The sequence below is a fragment of the Streptomyces sp. NPDC050759 genome, from assembly GCF_044456945.1.
Classification (GTDB): domain Bacteria; phylum Actinomycetota; class Actinomycetes; order Streptomycetales; family Streptomycetaceae; genus Streptomyces.
The window spans coordinates 291,017-310,272 of the sequence record NZ_JBITGI010000012.1 but is presented as its reverse complement, the minus strand read 5'-3'; the positions used below and the strand labels follow the sequence as shown (position 1 = coordinate 310,272).

General features: G+C 71.0%; 18 protein-coding genes. 8 read left to right on the top strand and 10 right to left on the bottom strand.

From position 1 onward, the window contains the following. Positions 1-2 precede the first annotated feature (2 nt). Complete coding sequence (locus tag ACIBJB_RS31905) at positions 3-2,129, bottom strand: RNase A-like domain-containing protein (protein ID WP_398935667.1); 2,127 nt, start codon at positions 2,127-2,129, stop codon at positions 3-5. A 377-nt stretch (positions 2,130-2,506) separates the two neighbouring features. On the opposite strand from ACIBJB_RS31905, the gene ACIBJB_RS31900 reads away from it, so the two are divergent. Together ACIBJB_RS31900 and ACIBJB_RS31895 are read left to right on the top strand one after the other, a co-directional pair. Further along, entirely contained in the window at positions 2,507-2,686 is a 180-nt protein-coding gene (locus ACIBJB_RS31900; RefSeq protein ID WP_398935665.1) for a hypothetical protein, read from the top strand. Between the two features lie 411 nt (positions 2,687-3,097). After that, a complete protein-coding gene (locus ACIBJB_RS31895) occupies positions 3,098-5,086 on the top strand; it encodes an FUSC family protein (RefSeq protein WP_398935735.1) in 1,989 nt (662 codons plus the stop codon). A gap of 13 nt (positions 5,087-5,099) precedes the next feature. Here the strand turns inward: ACIBJB_RS31895 and ACIBJB_RS31890 are convergent, their stop codons facing one another. Continuing rightward, a complete protein-coding gene (locus ACIBJB_RS31890) occupies positions 5,100-6,080 on the bottom strand; it encodes an endonuclease/exonuclease/phosphatase family protein (RefSeq protein WP_398935663.1) in 981 nt (326 codons plus the stop codon). A 138-nt stretch (positions 6,081-6,218) separates the two neighbouring features. Between ACIBJB_RS31890 and ACIBJB_RS31885 the strand changes: the two genes are divergently transcribed. From ACIBJB_RS31885 to ACIBJB_RS31875, 3 genes are all read left to right on the top strand, one after another. Then, entirely contained in the window at positions 6,219-7,571 is a 1,353-nt protein-coding gene (locus ACIBJB_RS31885; RefSeq protein ID WP_398935661.1) for an amidohydrolase, read from the top strand. 165 nt (positions 7,572-7,736) lie between these two features. Beyond that, the gene (locus tag ACIBJB_RS31880) at positions 7,737-8,426 is read left to right on the top strand and encodes a DUF899 domain-containing protein (protein WP_398935659.1); all 690 of its coding nucleotides are present in this window, start codon (positions 7,737-7,739) and stop codon (positions 8,424-8,426) included. A gap of 174 nt (positions 8,427-8,600) precedes the next feature. Continuing rightward, entirely contained in the window at positions 8,601-8,786 is a 186-nt protein-coding gene (locus tag ACIBJB_RS31875; protein WP_398935658.1) for a hypothetical protein, read from the top strand. 2 nt (positions 8,787-8,788) lie between these two features. Here the strand turns inward: ACIBJB_RS31875 and ACIBJB_RS31870 are convergent, their stop codons facing one another. The 3 genes from ACIBJB_RS31870 to ACIBJB_RS31860 all read right to left on the bottom strand — a co-directional run bounded on the left by ACIBJB_RS31870 (position 8,789) and on the right by ACIBJB_RS31860 (position 11,958). Then, complete coding sequence (locus ACIBJB_RS31870; protein WP_398935656.1) at positions 8,789-10,732, bottom strand: ABC transporter ATP-binding protein; 1,944 nt, start codon at positions 10,730-10,732, stop codon at positions 8,789-8,791. Between the two features lie 126 nt (positions 10,733-10,858). Next, positions 10,859-11,305: a hypothetical protein gene (locus tag ACIBJB_RS31865; RefSeq protein WP_328637739.1), complete on the bottom strand. Its 447-nt coding sequence runs from the start codon at positions 11,303-11,305 to the stop codon at positions 10,859-10,861. Continuing rightward, entirely contained in the window at positions 11,296-11,958 is a 663-nt protein-coding gene (locus ACIBJB_RS31860; protein WP_398935654.1) for an ATP-binding protein, read from the bottom strand. The genes ACIBJB_RS31865 and ACIBJB_RS31860 overlap by 10 nt, the downstream gene beginning before the upstream one ends. A 294-nt stretch (positions 11,959-12,252) precedes the next feature. Here ACIBJB_RS31860 and ACIBJB_RS31855 point away from each other — a divergent pair, with 294 nt between their 5' ends. Further along, positions 12,253-13,113, top strand: coding sequence for a Scr1 family TA system antitoxin-like transcriptional regulator (locus tag ACIBJB_RS31855; protein ID WP_037712399.1), 861 nt, complete (start codon positions 12,253-12,255; stop codon positions 13,111-13,113). Continuing rightward, positions 13,114-13,368 carry a DUF397 domain-containing protein gene (locus ACIBJB_RS31850; RefSeq protein WP_007381290.1) on the top strand — a complete coding sequence of 85 codons (255 nt, stop codon included), beginning with the start codon at positions 13,114-13,116 and terminating at the stop codon, positions 13,366-13,368. A gap of 48 nt (positions 13,369-13,416) precedes the next feature. Here the strand turns inward: ACIBJB_RS31850 and ACIBJB_RS31845 are convergent, their stop codons facing one another. Continuing rightward, a complete protein-coding gene (locus ACIBJB_RS31845) occupies positions 13,417-13,662 on the bottom strand; it encodes a hypothetical protein (protein ID WP_398935650.1) in 246 nt (81 codons plus the stop codon). Next, positions 13,643-15,097 (bottom strand): PLP-dependent aminotransferase family protein, encoded by a 1,455-nt coding sequence (locus ACIBJB_RS31840; RefSeq protein ID WP_398935648.1) that lies wholly within the window; start codon positions 15,095-15,097, stop codon positions 13,643-13,645. The genes ACIBJB_RS31845 and ACIBJB_RS31840 overlap by 20 nt, the downstream gene beginning before the upstream one ends. Before the next feature lie 46 nt (positions 15,098-15,143). Here ACIBJB_RS31840 and ACIBJB_RS31835 point away from each other — a divergent pair, with 46 nt between their 5' ends. Further along, positions 15,144-15,623 carry a carboxymuconolactone decarboxylase family protein gene (locus ACIBJB_RS31835; protein WP_398935646.1) on the top strand — a complete coding sequence of 160 codons (480 nt, stop codon included), beginning with the start codon at positions 15,144-15,146 and terminating at the stop codon, positions 15,621-15,623. Positions 15,624-15,785: 162 nt separating this feature from the next. Here ACIBJB_RS31835 and ACIBJB_RS31830 read toward each other — a convergent pair whose 3' ends face one another. The 3 genes from ACIBJB_RS31830 to ACIBJB_RS31820 all read right to left on the bottom strand — a co-directional run bounded on the left by ACIBJB_RS31830 (position 15,786) and on the right by ACIBJB_RS31820 (position 19,174). Further along, complete coding sequence (locus ACIBJB_RS31830) at positions 15,786-17,273, bottom strand: glutamate synthase subunit beta (protein ID WP_398935644.1); 1,488 nt, start codon at positions 17,271-17,273, stop codon at positions 15,786-15,788. A gap of 180 nt (positions 17,274-17,453) precedes the next feature. Next, positions 17,454-17,933 (bottom strand): DUF1772 domain-containing protein, encoded by a 480-nt coding sequence (locus ACIBJB_RS31825; protein WP_062038971.1) that lies wholly within the window; start codon positions 17,931-17,933, stop codon positions 17,454-17,456. A 527-nt stretch (positions 17,934-18,460) separates the two neighbouring features. Beyond that, on the bottom strand, positions 18,461-19,174 hold the full coding sequence (locus ACIBJB_RS31820; RefSeq protein ID WP_398935641.1) for a DUF2293 domain-containing protein: 714 nt from the start codon (positions 19,172-19,174) through the stop codon (positions 18,461-18,463). Between the last annotated feature and the right edge of the window lie 82 nt (positions 19,175-19,256).

Genomic DNA, 19,256 nt, shown 5'->3' with positions numbered 1-19,256 from the left:
TGTCAGGGCCGGGGGAACGAGGTGAGTACGCGGTATCCAGACGCCGCCGACGGGTCTGCCTTGAGGATGACGCGAACACGGTTCACCCATTTCGTCGGTTGTCCATGGGTGAAATCGTAGCGAGTGAGATGAAGTCCTGTATGTTCGTCGAATTTCGCATCCACTCGTAGTGTTCCTTTTGCTCCATTGTCCAACCATGACGATATCTTCCGTTGGTTCCTTTTGAGGGCAAGAGCCCTGTCGGTAAACCGTTGTGCCGAATCGACGTCAACGTAGCGCGAGTCCTCCTTGAGACCAGGCTCTTCACGGAAGCGCTTACGCATGTCGTCAATGGTCTTGTCGACATGCCTCCTTATCGTATGGGCCTCGCTTTTGCCTCCAAGGTTCTTACCCTCGTCACCGCGGACATCTGCCCGGTGCTCTGGCTTCACACGCCCCTTACGTTTGTTCCTGGGCCACGCGTTGTAGTCGCCGCCGGAGCCGCCCGACGCACCCAGCCCCATGAGGACGATCCCGGCCGTGCCGAGGAGGCCGGCGTTCAGGGCAGCCTCGGCCGTGAGGGCGCCGAGCGCTCCACCCCCGGCGAGCGCGAGTCCTCCGGGAGGGAACAGGGCGAGAAGGGAGAGCAGGAGGAGGGCGAAGCCGAGGTACACGAGGAAGCTGTTCAGAGCGTCCAGCAGGTGGAAGGTGCGGATCGTCCTGCCGGCGGGGCCCGCGTCTCCGAACCCGCGCCACAGCAGGAGTGACCCGATGGTGGCCGACCCCAGCGCGGTGCCGAGACGGAAGCGGTGAACCGCCAGCAGTTCGCCCACGGGCTGCGCCGACGCTGTCCGCCAGGTGCGGAGCAGGGTGGTGAGTTGGTAGGCGATCCAGGCCAGAGCGGCGATGCCGAAGCCCATGAGAATCTTCGGCCCCGAACCCGTGCTGAAGAACTTCTGGAGGTCGGCGGTCGAGGTGAACGAGCCGACGCCCAGGAACAGTAACGAGGGGAGCACGAGGATGCACGGGATCAGCAGCAGCCACCGCTCCCGGGAACCCCGGGCCCTTCGGGCCGCCTTCAGCAGGGTGCGGACGTTCAACGCCTGCCAGGCGTGCGGGTTGTCGGATGCCTCGATCCGAGCGGTGATCTGGACGACTGCCCGATGCAGTTCCGCGGTGTCGCCCGGCGGCGTGGATGCGGTGGCGTAGAGCAGGGAGCGCCGCAGTCTGACGTAGCGCAGGACGATCAGCAGGCTCCATGGCAGACGCCAGGCCGCGTATCGCAGCAGGGCTCCCAGACTGTCGCCGTCGGCGCGTTCGGAGGCAAGCAGCACGCCCGGCACGGTGTGCTTGCCGCGCCGGATCTGGCTCAGGTCGACGACCATGGCGATGGCCAGGCATACGAGTGGTGCCGCCCACGCCTTTGCGTCCAGGGAGTCAAGCCAGTGCGCGGCCTGACTGGTGGGCTTCTGGATCGCATAGTTGTTCACCGCGTGATACGCAGCGGCGGCCGCGACCGGGAGCACCGAGAGTGGCCGCATCCACACCCGTGCGCGCCACAGCAGTCCGACTCCGAAGCCGGCCACGGCCGTGAACACCAGATGCGAGAAGGTCTCCGTGATCGCGGGGCCGCCCAGCTCCAGCTGACTGAACGGCGCCGGGAGCCAGGCCGTCAACACCTGCCCCAGACCCGGCACATAGGGCGGCGACAGGCTGTCCGGGATGATCCAGCCGCCACCGCGAGCGATCGCCCGGTCCGCGTCCAGGCCGAACCGCAGTACCGCCTCCAGCAGGCCGAACCCGGCTCCCAGCGCCGCACCCACCACCACGAAGTCGGTCAGCCCCCACTGGCGGCGAACCTTCGGACTCATCCCGGCCAGCAGCAGCGGGGAAACCTTGATCAGTTCCTCCACCCAGGGCGCCACCGTGTAACTGGTGGTGTTCACCACCGACACCAGCGACTGCCCCGACTGGTCCGCGTAGACGCGGGTGTAGGCGAGCTGGACCAACGCCGTCGCCACGCCGCACCCGTATGCCCCCACCGTGAGTGCCAGCAGCACGGTCGACAGCCGCACCGAACGCGTCGGCCAGGAAACGGCGAACAGTTGCAGCACGCCCCAGACGGCCGCCACCGCCATCACCAACGTCATGCCAGGCCCCCGTTGCGCCGGAATAACAATAGATTCGCGATAGTGAACGCGATGCTATGTAGTCAACGGCTGGTTCGGCAAGCGAGTTGAGAGGCGTAAGCAGGTAGCCGCACTAGTGGAGCAAATACCCCCTGTGTGCGGCACCATCGAACAAGCCCGGGGTGAATGGGCGTTCGCGAGTCCCGAGGGGTAGGGCAACGCGGAAGCGTGCATCAAGGTGGGCTACGTCCAGCGCATGGGCTTTTCGGTGTGGCGGCTCGGCAGGACGGTCAACGCCGTTGAGCCATACGGTGCTTGCGTTACTGGGGACGTTTGAGTGGAGGGACAATCGGGTGTGCGTCCCGGCGGATCGAAATCTCAACCGCGGGCAGCGCCGGGTGGCGGACCTGCTGGGTGAACACCCCGACGCCGCCGAGGAACTGCGTGGACTGCCTGCCCAGTTCGCCCCCGCGCCGAGCCGGCAGGAGATCCGAGGCGGAGTACGGCTTGACGCGCGCGCCTCGGGCAGTTCCCGGATCTACCAGTCGGTGGGTGACCAGCACATCACCGAACGGTGAGCGGCATCGAACCATCCGGCCCGGAGGGACGGAGAGAGACCGACATCTGGGGCCGCGCCTCGGACAATCTTCAGGACCTCTATCTCCCGGTCGAAACGCAGGCGGGTCTCGGTCGTTCACGAAGGTCGTCCTTTCGCCCTGGTCAGCTGGTGTATGTCAGCAGTCGTAACCGTAGTCCACGGTCGGATGGCGCGGACCTGGTCTTGCCCGATCGAGTTCGGGCCCGGTTGCGTTCATAAAGAAAGCGCCTCTCCGGCCAACCGTCACATGCTCGAAATACAACGACCCCATCCCCTCCCACATCGCGATCTACCGTGGACACCACAACCCCACGCCCGGCCGCCGTCGCCCGAAGGCACACCCCCGCCTCCCCTCGACGACAGGAGCCCTGTGTCCCGCCCCGCCGTACGGATGCACCTACCGCCCTGGCTCGCTCACGCTCTCCGCGCTCAGCGTGGGCCGATCCCCTGGAACGCCGTGGTGCGGGGTGCGTTGTCCGCCGGGCCGATCCTCCTGGTCGCCGTCCTCGCCGACCGCACCTCCCTCGGTGTCGTCGCCGCCATCGCCGCCATGCTCGCCGGGATCAACGACCGGCCCGGGAGCCGGCGGGCCTCCGTCAAGCGGATCGGGGTGCCGGCGCTCGCGGGGGCGGTCGGGATGTTCGTGGGGACCACCGCGGGGGAGCACATCGGGGCGGTCCCCCTGACCGTGCTGCTGACGTTTGTCGGGCTGGTCGCGGGGGGTGTCAGCGCCGTCGGACCCGTCGCCTCCGGGGCCGGTACGCAGTTGCTGGTCGCGTCGGCGATCGGGGCGGGCATGCCGTTGCCGGAGGAAGGGTGGCTGCGGGCGCTGGTGTATCTCGGCGGGGCCTGCTGGCTGCTCGCGCTGCGGCTGGTGCTGCCCACCCCCGGTGCCCTCGTCGGGGACTTCCGGTTCGACGGCGAACGGGAGGCGGTCGCCGCGGTGTACGACGCCGTCGCCGCTCTCCTGGACGCCGTGGGGAGTGAGAACGCCACCGCGCGGCGCGTCGCGCTCACCGCCGCCCTCGATCACGCGCAGGACGCGCTCACCGGTCCCCGGCTGCGGCGGTACGCCAGCTCGGCCGCCGAGCGGCGGCTGCACGCGCAGTACGCCGCCGCGCTGCCGCTCGCCGAGGCCGCCACCGCGCTCGCCTGGGCGGAGGAAGCGGTGCCCGGGCGGGCCTCCGCGGGACCCCGACGGCTCGCCGTCGCCGTACGGGAGAACGCGCACACCGGGCCGTTGCCCGCGCCCGCCCGGTCGGCGCCCGCGCTGCGGGCACTCGACGACGCGTTGCTGCGGGCCGCCGACGCCTTCGACCGGGGCCGGGGCGGGGATCTGCACAAGCGCCGGCTCACCGTCCGGGGCGCGCTGCGGTCCGTTTTCGGGGCCGGCGGGCGGGAGTACGGGCTGCGGGTCGCCCTCTGCTTCGGGGCGAGCGTCGCCGTCGCACAGGCACTGCACCACTCCCACTGGTACGGGGAGCACCAGCACTGGTACTGGCTGCCCGCCACCACCGTCTTCCTCGTCAAGCCCGACCTCGGACCGCTCGTCTCCCGGGTGCTGAACCGGGCCGCCGGGACCGTCCTCGGAGCGCTGGTCTTCGCCGGGTTCGCGCTCGTGCTGCCGCGGCCCGAAGGGCTCATCGCGCTGGTCGCCGTCAGCGGGGCGCTCATTCCCGTGGCCACCCGGCACTTCGCCGCGCAGACCGCCGTCGTCACGGTCCTCGTCCTGGCGCTCGTGATGGTCGGCGGCGAACCGCAGGCCTCCGCCGGCCGGATCACCGAGACCCTGCTCGCCTGCGCGATCGTGCTGATCGTGGGGCATCTGCCGATGCCGGGGCAGCGGGGCGGGGGAGTGCGGTCCCGGCTGGCCGTGGCGAGTGGCGCGGCCGAGGCATACCTCACGCATGTGCTGCGGGAGACCGAACGGCCCGTTCCCCGGGAGCTGGCGCGCCCTGTTCCCCGGGAGCTGTCGCGGCCTCTTCCACGGCAGACCGCGCGGCCCGGCCCAGGAGGTGCCGAGTCCGCCGTACGAGGCACCCCCACCGACGACACCCCCACCGACGACACCCGCGCCCGGCGCTGGACCCTCCGCCGTGACGCCTACCGCGCGCTCGCCGAGGCCCGTACCGCCATCGCCCTCGCGGCCGCCGAACTCCCCGCGCTCGCCCGGCACTCGGAGGGCGCCGACGAGATCGTCGCCGTGCTCGAAGGGATCGTCGACACGACCACCGCGTGCGCCGTCCACCTCGACGACTCCGGGCGGCTCGCCCCCGAACAGGTCCGACGGCTCACCGAACTCCTCGACGAACTCGGCCGACTCGACGGGGGGCGAGGGCGAGTGGGGGTCCGGCTGCCCGACGTTCCCCTCGCCGGTTAGGGCCGGTCAGGAGTCACACCCGTACCCACACCGGTGCGTGGTCCGACCCGGGCGTCCCCACCCGTTTCACCGGGTCCTCGTCCACCGACGGCAGTTCGAGGGCGTCGTCCTGCTGCTCGGGCAGGCCCGTCCCCGCCTCCACGATGCGGCGGGCCAGACGGTGGCTCAGCAGGACGTGGTCGATCAGTTCGGCGCGTCCGAAGCTGACGCGGGAGAAGCGGCGCTTTTCCGGTATGCGCGGGGCGATGTCCCACAGCCGGAACGGATCGCCGAGGTCGGACTTGTTGAACGCGCGCTTTTTGTCGAGTTCGGAGCCGGGCGGGCCGAGCAGGATCTGTGTGGTGGCGGCGTTCACCACGTCGTTCATGTCACCGAGGACGATCACGTCCCGTTCGGTCCCGGCGCCTTCGAGCAGGAAGTCCGCGAGGGCGCGCAGGGTCGTCGCCTCGGCCGCCCGCCGGTAGAGGGCGTAGGCGCCGAAGCGGGCCCGTTCGGCCTCGTCGTGCGGCTGGAAGCGGCTCCGGCCCCGGGTCCCCGGATACGACAGCAGCTTCGACTTGAGATGGGCGACCGCCACCTGGAGCACCCCGTCGCCGGTGTCGGTCTCCACGGCGAGGAAGCCGCGGCTGGTCTGCCTCTCGTGCGCGTCGGGCTTGGTGCTGTCCTTGACCTGCACGGGGTGCAGCTTGTCCGCGAACGCGTGGGTGTCCCGCCGTATCCGCAGGGGGGTACGGCTGAGGAAGCCGACGCGGATGCCCCTGTGGTCCGCGTGCCGGGAGAGCGCGGTGTGCCACTCCCCGCCGATCGCCTTGACCAGATCGGCGAGGGTCTCCTCCTGCCCGACCTCCTGGACGCCCAGCAGCGCCGGGTCGAGCGCGGTGATCACGGAGGCGAGGGCCGCCACTTTCGCCTCGTACTCGGCCTCGGTCCCGGGGGCGCCGTCGCCGCTGTGCGGCAGCATCAGATTCTCTACGTTCCAGGTGCCGACGAGCATGCCGGGCCCCTTCCGGAAGGCGTACGACGGGCGGTGCGGTGAGGCCAGAGTGCAGGTGCCCGCGTCGCCGCGACAGAGCGGCGACGGGATGCGCGGTTCACCCACTGCCAGGGCACGACCGCGTCGTACGGTGCCTGTATGACGCCTTCTCCCGCCGGTCTCATCATCACCCCGTGCACGGTGCTCACGCACGACGATCAAGAGCAGGTCGGGTTCGTGGACGACGCCGCCATCGTCGTACGAGAGGGTGTCATCGAGTCGGTGATCAGCAGTGCGGAGGCCGAGGAACTGCCCGCGGCGGAGCGCATCGACGGGAGGGGGCAGATCGCCCTTCCCGGGCTCGTCAACTGCCACACCCACGCGCCCATGGTCGCCCTGCGCGGGCTCGCCGAGGACCTGCCGACCGAGGAGTGGTTCAACGACGTCGTCTGGCCGATCGAGTCCAACCTCACCGAGAAGGACGTGGAGTTGGGCGCGCGGCTGGCCTGCGCCGAGATGATCCGGGGCGGTGTCACCTGCTTCGCCGACCACTACTTCTCGATGGACGCCGTCGCCGCGGTCGTCGAGGAGTGCGGCATCCGCGCGCACCTCGGGGAGGCGTACTTCTCCTCGCAAGGGCCCCAAGGGCGGGAGAAGTCCCTGGAGTTCGCTCTACGGCACCGCGGCGGCGCCGGCGGCCGCATCACCACGGCGCTCGCCCCGCACGCGCCCTACACCGTGGACGACAGCGACCTCACCGCGACCGCCGCGCTCGCCCGGGAGCACGGCCTGCCCGTCCATCTCCACGCCGCCGAGAACCGCGACCAGGCCGAGGCGAGCCTCGCCCGGCACGGGGTGACGCCCATCGAGGTGTTGCGGCGCACCGGGATCCTCGACACGGACGTCCTGATCGCGCACGGCTCCGGCATCCTCGACAGCGACCTGCCGATGCTCGCAAGTGCCGCCGGTCGTACGGCTGTCGCGACCGCCCCGCGCGGCTACCTCAAGTTCGCCTGGCCCACCACTACGCCTGTGCGCGCCCTGCACGACATCGGAATCCCCGTCGGACTCGCCACGGACGGGGCCGCCTCCAACAACTCCCTCGACGTATGGGAGTCGATGGCGCTCACCGCGCTGATCCAGAAGTCGACGACCCGTGACCCCCGCTGGCTGACGTCCCGTCAAGCCCTGCACCATGCAAGCCTCCAGAGCGCCCGCGCGGTCGGCCTCGGTGAGGTCGTCGGCAGCCTCGCACCCGGCCGGCGTGCCGACATCATCCTGGTCGACCTCACCGGCCCGCACACCCAGCCCGTCCACGACCTCGCCGCCACCCTGGTCCACAGCGCCCGCTCCTCCGACGTCCGCACGACGATCGTCGACGGCCGGGTGCTGATGCGGGACCGTGAGCTGCTGACCATTGATGTCCCGTCGGTGGTGGGGGAGTTGAGCGCGCGGCTGCCCGCCCTCCTCGACCGGAGCCACGGCAGCCGGATCCAGGACTACGACACCTGACATCCGGGTCACCGAGCTGGCGCAACTCCCTGCGGGCCCGAGGCCTGCTCGCGCTCCAGGTGTCGTACTGAACCAACCCGTCCAGGATTTTCCCTTCGACAGCGATGAGTTCCGCCCCTCCCCGCGGTCACCACCCCGAATGGACCGTCGTACAGGAGGGACCCCATGGCGCTTCCGGAGATCGTCTCTCGGGACGAATGGCGCGCGGCGCGCGCGGAACTGCTGGTCAGGGAGAAGGCGGCCACCCGCGCGCGGGACGCTCTCAACGCCGAGCGGCGCAGGCTTCCCATGGTCGAGGTCGAGGAGGAGTACGTCTTCGAAGGCGGTGACGGCAAGGCCACCCTGCTCGACCTCTTCGAGGGGCGCGGCCAGCTCGTCGTCTACCACTTCATGTTCGCGCCCGAGTGGGACGCGGGCTGCCGCAGCTGCTCCGCCTTCCTGGACCAGATCGGACACCTGGCCCATCTGAAGGCGCGGGGGACGACCTTCGCGGCCGTGTCGAGAGCGCCGTATACGAAGATCCTGCCGTTCAAGGCGCGGATGGGATGGACCGTGCCCTGGTACTCGTCGTACGGCGGCGGCTTCAACCACGACTTCGAGGCCACTCTGGAGATCGACGGCGAGCCGGCCGAGCGGCCCGGCATCAGCTGCTTCCTGCGCGACCGTGACCGGGTGTTCCACACCTACTCGACCTATGAGCGCGGCCTCGACGGACTCGGCTCGACCACCAGCCTCCTCGACCTCACAGCACTGGGACGGCAGGAGGAATGGGAGGAGCCCAAGGGGCGCGCGTCCGCTCTCGGGGCGCCCGCGGGCAGCGTACGCATGCGGTATCACGACGAGTACGAGGACTGACACGGAGGGTGAGCGAGATCGTCACACGGTGACGGGACCCTCACACTCCGGGGTGAATCTGTGTCGGCTACGTCTCAGTACGGCAACTCACCGAGGCTTTCCGGCCCCGGAAGGCGTTAACTCCTACAGGTGCTCACTACGGGTGAGTACAACGCTTTCTGGAGGTGCAGGGTGGTGAACGGGCGAACAGTGCTCGAACGCTTTCCCGCTGGCGGGCCGCGCGGATCGTGGCCGGCGGAGGAGTTCGCGCAGGCGAGGCGTCTTGAGGGACTGCAGGCGGAGGTCGTCATGGACCTCGCGACCGACACGTTCCTGGTGATCGTCCGCAGTGGAGAGACAGCGGTGGACGCTGTCGCGTGAGGTCAGCCCGCCTCCTTGGCGGGCACCTTTGCCGTGAACTGCTCGGCCTGGAGCGAGTACAGCTCCGCGTAGACACCCCCGGAGGCCAGGAGCTCGTCGGGCGTGCCCGACTCCACGAGCCGGCCCTGCTCCAGGACGTGCACCAGGTCCGCGTGGCGTACGGACGCCAGCCTGTGGGTGATCAGGATGACCGTCTGACCGGTGCCGGACAGCGCGCGGATCTTCTCGAAGACCTCCAGCTCGGCCCGTGCGTCCAGGGCGGCCGTCGGCTCGTCCACGATCAGGATGCGACCGCGCCGGTAGGCGGCCCGGGCGATCCCGAGCCGCTGCCACTGCCCGCCGGACAGCTCGTGCCCGCCGCTGAAGTTGCGGGCCAGCAGGGTGTCCAGGCCGCGCGGCAGATCGGCCAGCACCTCCCCGGCGCCGGCCTCGACGACCGCGCCGGACACCCGCTCCTCGGTGAGCGGCACCGAGGAGCGGCCCACCGCCACATTGACGCGGGCGGTGAACGGCCAGCGCTTGAAGTCCTGGGCGACCATCGCGACCCGCTCGGCGAGCAGCTGCCGGTCCGCGTGCGCCGCGTCCAGGTCGTCCCACAGGATCCGGCCCCGGTCGGGGGCGTACAGCCCCGCGAGCAGCTTGACCAGGGTGGTCTTGCCGGAGCCGTTCTCCCCGACCAGCGCGACGATCTTGCCGAGCGGCAGGGTGAGGGTCACGTCGTCGAGCGCGGGGCGGGTCGCGTCACCCGGGTAGGTGAAGGAGACGTTCTCGAAGCGGATCTCGCGCGGCTCGTCCGGCAGCGCGGCCCCGCCCTCCGGGATCGCCCGCTCGGCCGCCTCCGTGTAGAGCCGCTGGAGGTCGCCGACGAACAGGGCTTCCTCGTGCAGCGCGTTCATCTCGATGACCAGGGTGTTCAGGCTCTGCGAGCCGGTCCGCACGGCGATCACGGCCGTACCCGCAACCGACAGCGCCATCGCGCCCGCCAGCAGCAGCCCGCCCAGGGTCGCGTACGTCGCCACCGTCGCCAGGCCCGTCCAGGCCGCCGCGATCAGCCCCGTCCGGGCCGCGAGCCGGGCCAGCCGGGCCTGCTCCGCCTCCGCCGTCTCCGCCATCGCGCGGTAGTGCCTGAGCAGGAACGGCCCCACCCCGTGGACGCGGATCTCCGGCGCCGCCTCCGGCTCGATCAGCAGGGCGCCGAGGAGGCGGCCCGCCCGCACGTGCTGCACCCAGGTGTGGAAGGACTCGTACTGGCGGCGCGCGATGGTCAGCGCGCCCCAGCCGCTCGGGATCGTCATCGTGGCCAGCAGCGGCAGCAGCGCCGGATGCAGCACGGTCAGCACGCCCGCCGCCGCGATCAGCGAGATCACCGCGTTCACCACCCGCGCCGCGAACATGATCATCCGGCGGGCCGAGGTGGCGCCGTACTGCGCGGTGTCCAGCAGCTTGTGGAAGGCGTGGTCCTCGATCGCGGCCAGTTCGACGGTGGCCGCCCGCTCCAGATACCGCTCGGTCGCCACCCGCTCCACCTTGGGCTCCAGGCGGCCGGTGGCATGCGTCGACGCGGCCCGCAGCAGCGCCCCGACGAGCATCACGGCGGCCATCGTGACCAACGCGGGCACGGCCCCTCGCAACCGGTCCTCCAGCGCGCCCCCGCCGATCAGCCGCCCCAGCACACTGTTGACCGCGAGCAGACTCACCGCCTGCGCGAGACCCCGGGTCACCTCGGCGGCCAGCACGGTCCGCGCGGCCCGCCGGTCCGCCTGCCAGGCCAGCCGCAGACTCGCCGCCAACAGCGACGGCAGCCGCGTCACCATGGCCCGGAACCCCAGCTCCAGAAACGCGTCGGGGTGGGAGTTCCAGCCCGTGTCGTACCTCAGCGGCCCCCCGAAGAGCAGCCGCTCCGACTCGGAGACTCCGGGCTGCTCAGTGCCACGCCGTTTCCCCACCGCAGACCTCCCCCGATCCTGGACGGGGCAACTATGGCGGGGGTGAGCTGCAGGAAGGGAGGGCGCAGAAGGGAGCGGAGAAAACACGCGGGCGTACGACGCACCGCAGGACGGTCTCCGGCGGAGTCACCCCGCCGAGCTGACCGGCCGGGACCAACTGGGAGTCGTCCCCGTGAGCCGGCACAACGCCAGGTACAGAGGGATGGGCGGCGTGTACGGCAACGTCCCCTCGGCCCGATGCACAAGAGAGGGCACCACCGGGGCGTCCGGAACAACCGCCCCGGTGGCGTACTGGGCAGGCCTGGGCCACTCGAGCGCGTAGTCGGAGTCGGCGGGAACGATCCACCACCAGTGCGTGTCATCGGCGTACACACACCCGACCCGCGGCAACCGGGACACCAGCTCCCTACTCAACTGCACCGGCACCCCCACCGCGTCGCAGCCGAGCGGCACCGTCATCCCCTCCGGAACGGCCAGCCTGCGCGGCGTCCCCGGCGCCCGCAGCCCGCGGCCGAGGCGGACCAGCGTGTCCATGGTCAGCACCTGGCCGCCGGATCCGCTGCTCACGCCCATGCCCCCGCGTCCCCCGCTCCGTGATCGCGCGCTTCCCCCACGGGCGCCGCTCTGTGATGCTCCTCGGCCTCGTCCCCCTGGCCCGATCCCCCGGACGGAACCGGCTTGGGGCGGGCTCCCCAGCCCAGATCGTTGCGCGGGCCGGTGTCCTCGCGGGGCCCGTCCGCCTTGCGCGGCAGCTCCGCCCAGACCAGCAGACCGGGGCCGTGCTCATGGGCGCCCCACGCGTGACAGAGGGAGTCGACGAGGAGCAGTCCCCGCCCGTGCTCCTCTTCGCCGCGCTGCGGGGACGGGTGCGGTTCACCCGGGGCGCAGCCCTCGTCGCGTACGGCTATCCGCACCAGGTCGTCATCGTCGTGCAGCTCGCAGACCACACGGCTGCTCGCGGTGTGCACGATGGCGTTGGTGACCAGCTCGGAGACGACCAGGGCGGCCGAGTCACAGGTGTCCTCGCAGACCGACCAATGGGTCAGCCGCGCCCTCGTCAGGCGTCTGGCCTGCGCGGGAGAACCCGGATGCGCGGCCAGCTCGAAACGGAACCGGCGCCGGGCAGCGGCCCTGTCGGGCCCTTCTGCCGGGACAGCACCGAGACCCTGGGGGTGGCCTACGGCAGCGTCTGTTCCTAAGGGCGGGGACGGAATCACGCTTGCCACTATCGCCCCGTCGTGAACACTTGGCAAGTGTCACTCTGAAAAATGCAGAGTGCTGTGTGACGCGGTGAGAGGCCGTGGCACACTGCTCGCAACAGCATCTTGAGCGGCGCCAGTTGGGATCACCGGAGATCCGTACGCAGCGGTATTCGTATCCGCTATTCGTACAGATTTTCGAATCAGGTCTTCGAATGGCGCCGCTGGGCTGTCAGCATGCTGGTGGCTGTGACGCCCGTGCATGCCGTCGACGCCCGTGTATGACTTCGACGCCCGTACACGACTCAGGGGAGGTGGAGCGTGAGCGAACCGCGGTCCGCGCCGACGGTCGGCCAGGTCGTCCTCGGCCGGCGCCTGCTGGACCTGCGGGAACGCGCCGGGCTCAAGCGCGAGGAGGCCGCCCGTATCCTCCGTGTCGCCCCCGCCACCGTCCGCCGTATGGAGATGGCCGAGGTGGGGCTCAAGATCCCGTACCTCCAGCTCCTGCTGAAGGCCTACGGCGTCAGTGACCAGGAGGCCGAGGACTTCGTCCAGCTCGCCGAGGACGCCAACCGCCCCGGCTGGTGGCAGCGCTTCCACGACGTGCTGCCCGGATGGTTCTCGATGCACGTCAGCCTGGAGGGCGCGGCCGCGCTCATCCGCGAGTACGAGCCGCACTTCGTCCCCGGTCTGCTGCAGACGGAGGACTACGCGCGTGGTGTCCTGCGCTCGGGCGCCATCGGCCAGACCAGCCCCGAGGACATCGAGCGCCATGTCGCCCTGCGCATGGAACGGCAGGGACTGCTCACCCGTCAGGACGCGCCCCGGTTGTGGGTCGTCATGGACGAGACCGTGCTGCGCCGCCCCGTCGGCGGCCCGGAGGTGATGCGTGCCCAGATCGACAAACTGCTCGAGGCAACGAAGCTGCCCAACGTGACGCTCCAGGTCGCCCCGTTCGCCAACGGGCCGCACCCCGGCACGTACGGGCCCTTCGTGCTCTTCCGATTCGCCGTGCCCGAACTTCCGGACATGGTCTACAGCGAGTACCTGACCGGCGCGATCTATCTGGACGCGCGCATCGAGGTGGCGACCCATCTCGAGGTCATGGACCGCATGGCGGCGCAGGCCGCTACGGCACATCGCACGAAGGAGATCCTCCGGGATCTCCGCAAGGAGCTGTGAATGAACCGCATCAAGCCGCGCCTACCCGTCTACAACGGCATGCCCGCCCGGGAGTTGGGGAGCGAAGGCTGGCACAAGCCGTGGAGCGGCGGCAACGGCGGCAACTGCCTGGAGGCGATGAAGCTCGCCGACGGCCGGATCGCCGTCCGCCAGTCCACCGATCCGGACGGACCGGCGCTGATCTACACCACCGACGAGATGACCGCGTTCATCGAGGGTGCGAAGGCGGGGGTGGCCGACTTCCTGCTCTCCTGACCGCAGTGCTTGATTGATGGGTAATCACTTAATGGATGAGATGGACACTCAGAACCAGGACGCCATGCGGCGCGGGGCGTCCACCAGCCTGCTCACGGCCACCACCGGCAACGGTGGCTGCTCCGCCTCGTTGGGGCTGAGGTTCAGGCCGTAGTAGATCTGCTCGATCGACGGCGGTCCGACCGCGAGGTTGCGCCGGACCGCCGACGCCGAGGACTGCTCACCGGTCCTCACGAGATACGCCGCCGCCATGGTGCCGGTACGGCCGTGTCCCCTACGACGCCCGCGGCTCACCCGGCGGCAGCGCCCCGCACAGCGCCTCAAGCGCCGCCGCGTACGCATGCTCGGAAGGTGTCGCGTACCCCACGACCAGGCCGTCGTGGGCCGGCATGTCCGTGTCCGGGTGACGGAACTCCGCGAGCCCGTCCAGCGCGACGCCCTGCCAGATCGCGGCCTTGACGGCGGACCGCTCGGTGCCCGGCGGCAGCCGCAGCACCGCGTGCAGTCCGGCCGCGACCCCGCTGACCTCGATGTGCGGCGCGTGCTCGGCCAGCGCGGCGACGAGCCGGTCCCGGCGGCCGCGGTACCGCTGTCGCATCTGCCGTACGTGACGGTCGTAGGACCCCGAGACGATGAGGTCGGCGAGGGCCAGCTGGTCGAGCACGCTCGCCCAGGCCTCCCGCTCGCCCTTGGCCGCGAGCACGTCACCGACGTACCGCTCGGGCAGCACCATCCATCCCAGCCGCACCGCGGGCGACAGGCTCTTGCTGACCGAGCCGATCAGGATCACCCGCTCGGGGTCGAGGCTCTGCAGGGCGCCGACGGGCTTGCGGTCGTAGCGGAACTCCCCGTCGTAGTCGTCCTCCAGTACCACCGCGCCACGCGCGCGTGTCCAGTCGACCACCGCCGCCCGGCGCTCGGCGTGCAGCGGCCCGCCGGTGGGGAATTGGTGCGCGGGCGTGAGCAGTACGGCCCGCTCGCGGTTCAGCCGGTCGACGCGTGCGCCGTCGTCGTCGAGGGGGAGCGGCACGGTCCGTACGCCCTCCGCCGCGAGCAGCTCCCGGTGGAAGGGCAGGCCGTACGCCTCCACGGCCAGCGGGCCGCGCAGGGGCTGCCCGCCGCCGCCTCCGCTACCAGCGCCCCCGAAGAGCAGCCGCAGGGCATGCGCGAACCCGGAGCAGATGACGATCCGGTCCGGCTCCGTCCGCACGCCACGCGCGCGTGCGAGGTATCCGGCGAGGGCCGCTCGGAGCTCCGGCCGGCCGGCCGGATCACCGGGGCCGAAGACCTCGTTGGGGGCCTGGTGGAGGGCCCGGCGGTAGGAGGCGAGCCACGCGGTTCGGGGGAAGCCGGAGGCGTCGGGGGTGCCTTGGCGCAGGTCGTGGCGCGGGGAACGCGCGCGCGGCTGAGGGGCCGGCTTTCTCGGGCGTACGGCGGGATGGAGCGGCCGGGACCGTTCGGCGACCCGGGTGCCGGAGCCCTGGCGGGCGGTGAGCCAGCCCTCGGCGACGAGTTCGGTGTAGGCGTCGGCCACCGTGTTGCGGGCGACACCGAGGTCGGCGGCGAGTGAGCGGTAGGGCGGCAGCCGGGTGCCGGGGGCGAGCCGCCCACTGTGTACGGCGTCCCGCAACGCCCGGATCAGTGCGGCCCGCTTGCTCCCCGGACCGGAGAGCTCGAGGTGCAGGTCGGAACCGATCCGCTCCGCGTAATTGACCCACGATTCCCCCATGGAAATGCACCCTACAGCCGGTCTTTCCGGCCCGTAGGTTGATCACATGACGACGACCAACACGAACGTGACAGGTACGGCTCGGCTGAACTTCGCGAAGACCGCCCCGAAGGTGTTCCGGGCCCTGATCGGCTTCGACGCGGCCGCCCGCGAGGGCCTCGACCCCACCCTCGTCGAACTGATCCAGATCCGCGCCTCCCACCTCAACCACTGCGCGTACTGCCTCCACATGCACACCAACGACGCCCGCAAGGCCGGCGAGACGGAGGATCGCCTCCACATGGTCCCGGTCTGGCGAGAGGCCCGCCATTTCTTCACGGAGAAGGAACAGGCCGCCCTGGCCCTCACGGAGGCGGTGACGCTGGTGGCCGACGGCGGAGTCCCCGACACGGTCTACGCGGCGGCCGCGGCCTGCTTCGACGAGCAGGAACTGGCCCACGTACTGTCCCTGATCCTCACGATCAACACCTGGAACAGGGTGGCGCTGTCGACGGCGAAGGTGGCGGGGACGGACGAGCGGGGGTGAGGGAGGGGGCGGCGGTGTCCTGCCGGCGGTGTCCTGCGGCCTGGGCCACTGGTCCGGCGGTCACCTCTCGCGTCGGCCCTTCAATCCTCGATCCTCGGTCCGCCGCGAGGACGCACCCCCGCGGTGCCGAACTCGCCGCCACCCTCGGCCCGTTGGTCCCCCCTACACCGTCATCGGCCGGTCGTACGGCCCGATGGGCGCCGGCAGTCGCGAGCTCCCCGTCAGGAACCGGTCGACGGCCGCCGCAACCGCCCGCCCCTCGGCGATCGCCCACACGATCAACGACTGCCCCCGAGCGGCGTCCCCCGCGGCGAACACCCCCGGCACATTCGTACCGAACCCGGCATCCCGCGCGACCGTCCCCCGAGGCTCCATCCCCAGCCCCAACTGCTCCACGAGCCCATCCTCCCGATCCGGCCCCGAGAACCCCAGCGCGAGCAGCACAAGGTCGGCGGGAAGCGTCCGCCCCGTGCCCGGCACCGGCCGCCGCGCCGCGTCCACCTCGACGAGATGCAGCGACCGCACATGCCCGTCCCCGTCCCCCGTGAAGCGCAGCGTGGACGCCGCGAACAACCGTGCGTCCGCGTCGGCGGCGGGCGCGGTCTCCAGGTCCCGGGCCTCCTCGTGCGCCGCCGACAACCGGTAGATCTTCGGATACGTGGGCCACGGCTCGGCATCCTCGTCCCGCTCACCACCCGGCTGTGCATAGATGTCCAACTGGGTCACGGACGCGGCCCCTTCACGCACCGCGGTCCCCAGACAGTCGGCCCCCGTGTCACCCCCACCCACGATCACGACATGCTTCCCGGCGGCCGACATCGGGGACACTGCCAGATCCCCCTCGCGCACCCGGTTGGCCAACGGCAGGTACTCCATGGCCTGCTGAACCCCGGTCAACTCCCGTCCTGGTACCTCCAGTTCGCGCCACGCCGTGGCCCCCGTGGCGATCACCACCGCGTCGTACCGAGACCTGAGCTCCGCCGCCCCGACGTCGCGCCCGACCACCGTGGACGTACGGAACTTCGTCCCCTCGGCCCGCATCTGCTCGATCCGCCGTTCCAGATGGTGCTTCTCCATCTTGAACTCGGGGATGCCGTACCGCATGAGCCCGCCGAGCCGGTCGTCCTTCTCGTAGACGGCGACCGTGTGCCCCGCCCGGGTCAACTGCTGTGCCGCGGCGAGCCCGGTCGGCCCCGACCCGATCACCGCGACGGTCCGCCCGGACAACCGGTCCGGTGGTCGCGGGGGCGTGAACCCGAGCTCCCAGGCCCGGTCGGCGACGGCCGCCTCGACGTTCTTGATGGTGACCGCCGGCTGGTTGATGGCGAGCACACACCCCGCCTCGCACGGCGCCGGACACAACTTCCCCGTGAACTCGGGGAAGTTGTTCGTCGCGTGCAGCCGGTCGGCGGCCTGCCGCCAGTCCTCCCGCGACACCAGGTCGTTCCACTCGGGGATGAGATTCCCCAGCGGACAGGCGTCGTGGCAGAACGGGATGCCGCAGTCCATGCAGCGGTCCGCCTGTTTGCTGATGATGGGCAGCAGCGCCCCGGGGACGTACACCTCGTCCCAGTCCCGGACCCGCTCCTCGACCGGCCTGCGAGGCCAGTCCTGGCGAGGTGTGGTCATGAATCCCTTGGGATCGGCCATGGCCGTCTTCCTTGCTCGCGCTGGTGACGCCGACGCGTCCGCCGTGGCCGTGCGTCATCGGGCGGCACTCCTGCGGAACTCCTTTCGGCCACGATACGGCTGATCGGCCCCTCGCGCAGAGTGCCGGTAAGCCGCCGGGACAGCGCTTTCTCGGCGGTCGGGGGACGATGTGCGCGACGCTCACGTGAGGGCCAGCACGTATGCCAGCGCCGCCGCGCCCGAGGCGACCGCTCGGACGTGGTTCCACATCGTCCACTCGCGCACGTACGTCGGCCAGTACGCCGCCGCCTCCGGGGTACCGGGGTCCAGCTTGAGCAGGGCGTCGTTGCGAGGCACGTTCGCCACCATCGTCAGCCCGAACGAGCCGAACAGATACAGCGCACTGCCCACCAGCAGTTCCACCGTCCCCTCGTCCGGCCACAGCACGAACGTCACCACCGCGATCACCGCGCACAGCACCGCGGAGCCCGCGAACACGGCCATGAACGGCGGCCGCACCGCGGTCACGTTGATCGCGTTCATCGCGGCGACACCCTGCGCGGGCGGCAACTCGGCGAGCCCGCGCATCACAAAGGTCGAGAACGCACAGAAGACCCCGGCCACCAGCCCGGTCCCGAGCACCCCCAGCACGACCAGCCCGAAGTAAGGCCCCTCGATCATCACCACACCAGCTCCCGCCTCCGGCCGAGCCCCAGGCCCGGCACCACCCGTCCCCACCAGTGAATCCCGCCCCCACCCTCCGAAACATGGCCATGGCGCGCGCCCTCATAACCAAACGTCCACCCCATCTGAACTCCTGAGATCCGCCACACCAGTTGTTCCGCCGGCCCGGTCCTCCGTCTCTGCCGGGCTCCGGCGGTCCGGTCCTCCGTCTCTGCCGGGCTCCGGCGGTCCGGTCCTCCGTCTCTGCCGGGCTCCGGCGGTCCGGTCCTCCGTCTCTGCCGGGCCCCACGGCCGGTCCTCCGTCTCTGCCGGGATCCAGCGGCCCGGTCCTCCGTCTCTGCCGGGATCCAGCGGCCCGGTCCTCCGTCTCTGCCGGGATCCGGCGGCCGGTCTTCCGTCTCCGCGGGGATCCGGCGGCCGGTCTTCCGTCTTCGCCGGGCTCCAGCGGCCCGGTCCTCTGTCTCCGCTGGGCCCCACCGCCGGTCCTCCGTCTCCGTCGGGTCCCACTGCCGGTGCCGGATTCCTCAGCCCGGTGCCTGAGCCACCTCGTCGACCATTCCCGGAACCCGCCACCCCCTGAGCACCGTCTCCACATCCACCGAGATCCGTCGCCGCGCCTCCTGCCGCGTCACCCCGTTCATCAGCAACGCGTCATACGGAGTGTCCACATGTCGCACGGAAGCCACCACCGCCGAGACCACCGCGCTCTCCGACAGGGCTCGTCCCGCCGCGCTCCGCCCCACCCGTCCGCTGCCGCGCAGGGACGCATGCGAGGCGATGGCCCGAGCCCGCTCGTCAGGACAGCCCGGAAACAACCGCCGTATCTCCGCCGCGAACGCCTCGGCGAACCGCACGTCCTCCACCGCCCGCCGCCGCGCGTCCCGCGCCCGGCGTCGCCGCCGTGCCTCCGCGTCGGCCAGGCACCGCTCCTCGGCCCGCGCCAGCCCCGCCTCCTCGACGAGGACGCCCTGCCGTTCGTAACGCCCCTTGCGCCGGTTGAACCGCACGACGACCGCCGACAGCGCGCTCTCCTCCCGCGAGCGACGCGTGAGCGCGGTGTCCCCGCGCGGCAGGAACACCAGGTGCCCGAGGTCGGCGCAGTCGAGACACCGCGGTGCCCCGCCCTCGACGACGAGCATCGCCAACGGCCCGCCCCGGCACTCCGCACAGTGCCGTCGCCTCAACGGCTGGACGACAAGAGGTCCGCCAGGGGTCGGGGGAGTCGCGAGGCCTGCCATGAGGGCTTCATTCCCCAGCCACGCCCATTACCGACACCGAACAACCGGCGTGGTGACCCCTGCCCATCGCCCACCGCGTCCA

Excerpts from the sequence above, each read along its gene's own strand:
- ACIBJB_RS31825 (WP_062038971.1), bottom strand. The coding sequence starts at position 17,933 with ATGATCGAGGGGCCTTACTTCGGGCTGGTCGTGCTGGGGGTGCTCGGG.
- ACIBJB_RS31890 (WP_398935663.1), bottom strand. The coding sequence starts at position 6,080 with ATGCTCGTCGGCACCTGGAACGTAGAGAATCTGATGCTGCCGCACAGC.
- ACIBJB_RS31885 (WP_398935661.1), top strand. The coding sequence starts at position 6,219 with ATGACGCCTTCTCCCGCCGGTCTCATCATCACCCCGTGCACGGTGCTC.
- ACIBJB_RS31895 (WP_398935735.1), top strand. The coding sequence starts at position 3,098 with ATGCACCTACCGCCCTGGCTCGCTCACGCTCTCCGCGCTCAGCGTGGG.
- ACIBJB_RS31820 (WP_398935641.1), bottom strand. The coding sequence starts at position 19,174 with ATGGCAGGCCTCGCGACTCCCCCGACCCCTGGCGGACCTCTTGTCGTC.
- ACIBJB_RS31840 (WP_398935648.1), bottom strand. The coding sequence starts at position 15,097 with ATGGGGGAATCGTGGGTCAATTACGCGGAGCGGATCGGTTCCGACCTG.
- ACIBJB_RS31865 (WP_328637739.1), bottom strand. The coding sequence starts at position 11,305 with ATGGGCGTGAGCAGCGGATCCGGCGGCCAGGTGCTGACCATGGACACG.
- ACIBJB_RS31880 (WP_398935659.1), top strand. The coding sequence starts at position 7,737 with ATGGCGCTTCCGGAGATCGTCTCTCGGGACGAATGGCGCGCGGCGCGC.
- ACIBJB_RS31905 (WP_398935667.1), bottom strand. The coding sequence starts at position 2,129 with ATGACGTTGGTGATGGCGGTGGCGGCCGTCTGGGGCGTGCTGCAACTG.
- ACIBJB_RS31850 (WP_007381290.1), top strand. The coding sequence starts at position 13,114 with ATGAACCGCATCAAGCCGCGCCTACCCGTCTACAACGGCATGCCCGCC.
- ACIBJB_RS31830 (WP_398935644.1), bottom strand. The coding sequence starts at position 17,273 with ATGGCCGATCCCAAGGGATTCATGACCACACCTCGCCAGGACTGGCCT.
- ACIBJB_RS31835 (WP_398935646.1), top strand. The coding sequence starts at position 15,144 with ATGACGACGACCAACACGAACGTGACAGGTACGGCTCGGCTGAACTTC.